Below are 2,165 nucleotides of genomic sequence, written 5' to 3'. Positions count from 1 at the left end.
GGGCATGCAGTTGCTGGTAGGCAATCGCCCGCACCAACACCTCGTAAGGCTCACGCCCCGGCGTGGCCTGGTGCAGGCAAGGCCCGGTCGCCGCGATATGCCGCGACCAGTCAGGGTCGAGCGCCGACAGGTATTCGGTGGCCTCGCGGTACGCGTCAGGCGAAAGGTCGGCCAGGATCATGGCACCTCCATCAAGTCGATTGCAGGTCCAGCTTAGCGCAGCCGTTCATCGGGCAAACGCCGGTTCTTGCGCGGCTAATTCCTGGCATGCCATTGCTCCGCGCCATAGTCCCCGCATAGAATTGAGAACTATTCACAATCGCATGTATCCACAGGACCGGGCCTTCGCCAAGATGCAGATCAACGACACGCTCAAGCCGACCGAGGTCGCTCTGCTCTACCAGGCCCACCACAGCTGGCTTAGCGGCTGGCTGCGCAGCCGGGTGGGTTGCAGCGAGCACGCCGCCGACCTTGCCCAGGATACCTTCGTGCGGCTTTTGCGGGCGCGCCAGCTGTCGCCGCTGAAGGAACCACGCGCCTACCTCAGCAGCATCGCCCGTGGCCTGATGATCGACCAGTTCCGCCGCCGCGCGCTGGAACGGGCCTACCAGGAAAGCCTGGCTCACCTGCCCGCAGCCGAAGTACCCAGTGAAGAAGATCGACTGGTTATCCTCGATACCCTGGCGCGCCTCGACCGTGCCCTGCACCAGCTGAAACCGCGTGCCCGCCAGGCATTCCTGCTGGCTCAGCTCGACGGCTTGAGCATCGTCCAGATCGCCCTGCGCCTGGGAGTATCGCGGGCCACCGTCGAACGCGACCTGGCCAAGGCATTGGGCGTCTGCTACCGGTTGCGCTATGCCGACGCCTGACAGCGCACCCGCGCAGGCGCAGGTCGACCAGGCCATCGACTGGCTGGTGAAGTTGCGCTTCGACAGCCCAAGCCCGCATACCGAGCAGCAGTTCCAGCACTGGCTGGCCAGCCATCCGCACAATCCCTTGGCCTGGCAGCGGGTCAGCCACCTCGGTGACGAACTGGCCGGGCTGCCCAAGGCCTTGAGCCGGCGCACTCTGGATGCCAGCCAGCGCCAGCGCATCAGCCGCCGTGACCACCTCAAGCTGCTGGCCGTGCTGGCCGTGGGCGGCAGCCTGGGCTGGGCCGCGCGCGAGCCGTTGGGTATACCCCAGTTGCTGGCCGACAGCAGCACTGCCACCGGCGAGCGCCGCCGGTGGCAAGGCAGCGATGGCAGCCGCATCCAGCTCAATACCGCCAGCGCCATCGACCTGAGTTACAGCGTCGAGCAGCGCCGCCTGCAATTGGTGCGTGGCGAGGTGAGCCTGGACAGCAACCCCAACGACAACCGCCCGTTCCGCATCGACACCCGAGTCGGCCAACTGGCCACACTCGACGGCCACCTGCTGCTGCGCGATAACGACCAGGGCCTGTTGCTGGCGGTACGCCGGGGCGACGTCACGCTGTTCCCCTCCTCAGCCTCGCCACGCCGGGTGCTGCCAGGCGAAACGTTGCAGGTGTGGGCCAGCGGCAGCTTCCAGGCGGTAACGCTGCACAGCGACCCCTGGGGCTGGACCGACGGCGTGCTCAGCGTGCAGCAGATGCCGCTGGGCGAGTTCATCGCCGAACTGGCGCGCTACCGCCCGGGCCTGCTGCGCTGTGCCCCCGAAGTGGCAGACCTGAAGGTGTCCGGTACCTACCAGCTGGCCGACACCGCGCAGATCCTGCAGCTGCTCACCCGCAGCCTGCCGGTGCGGGTCGACTACCGCACGCGTTTTTGGGTAAGCATCGGTGCAGCCTGAAAAATTTTCGAAAATAAATGAGGTGGAATCTCATTCTCGTCCGGCCTGAAGGAACAAAACCCGAAAAGTGGTCTTCACAACCTTCAGGAGCGCTTCATGATTGCCCCGTGTTCCCCTCGCAACGACAGGCTGCGCCGTGCCGTACGCGCGGCCGTGTTCGGCCTTGGCCTGGCAGCTGGCGGCACCTTGCCGGTCATGGCCCAGGCTGCAGCGGCCAGCCAGAGCCAGCAGACCGACTGGAACATCCCGGCCGGCCCGCTGGCCCCGGCGCTGGACCAGTTGGCCCGCCAGGGCGGCCTGANCCTGTCGTTCGACGCGAACAGCCTGCAGGGCAAGACCACCCGCGGCGTACA

2 protein-coding genes and 1 pseudogene are annotated in these 2,165 nt (G+C 66.5%); 2 read left to right on the top strand and 1 reads right to left on the bottom strand.

Translation table 11 applies throughout. From position 1 onward, the window contains the following. A pseudogene (locus tag JV551A3_RS05215) lies at positions 1-181 on the bottom strand (DNA-3-methyladenine glycosylase 2 family protein); the annotation flags it as partial. Positions 182-353: 172 nt separating this feature from the next. Between JV551A3_RS05215 and JV551A3_RS05210 the strand changes: the two are divergent. Both JV551A3_RS05210 and JV551A3_RS05205 read left to right on the top strand, forming a co-directional pair. Continuing rightward, positions 354-869, top strand: coding sequence for a sigma-70 family RNA polymerase sigma factor (locus tag JV551A3_RS05210; protein ID WP_133978402.1), 516 nt, complete (start codon positions 354-356; stop codon positions 867-869). Next, the gene (locus tag JV551A3_RS05205) at positions 856-1,812 is read left to right on the top strand and encodes a FecR domain-containing protein (RefSeq protein ID WP_133978400.1); all 957 of its coding nucleotides are present in this window, start codon (positions 856-858) and stop codon (positions 1,810-1,812) included. The genes JV551A3_RS05210 and JV551A3_RS05205 overlap by 14 nt, the downstream gene beginning before the upstream one ends. The last annotated feature ends 353 nt before the right edge of the window (positions 1,813-2,165 follow it).

The sequence above is a fragment of the Pseudomonas inefficax genome, from assembly GCF_900277125.1.
Taxonomy (GTDB): Bacteria; Pseudomonadota; Gammaproteobacteria; order Pseudomonadales; family Pseudomonadaceae; genus Aquipseudomonas; species Aquipseudomonas inefficax.
Note: the sequence above shows the minus strand (reverse complement) of the source record. Positions and strands in the feature narration are given on the sequence as shown.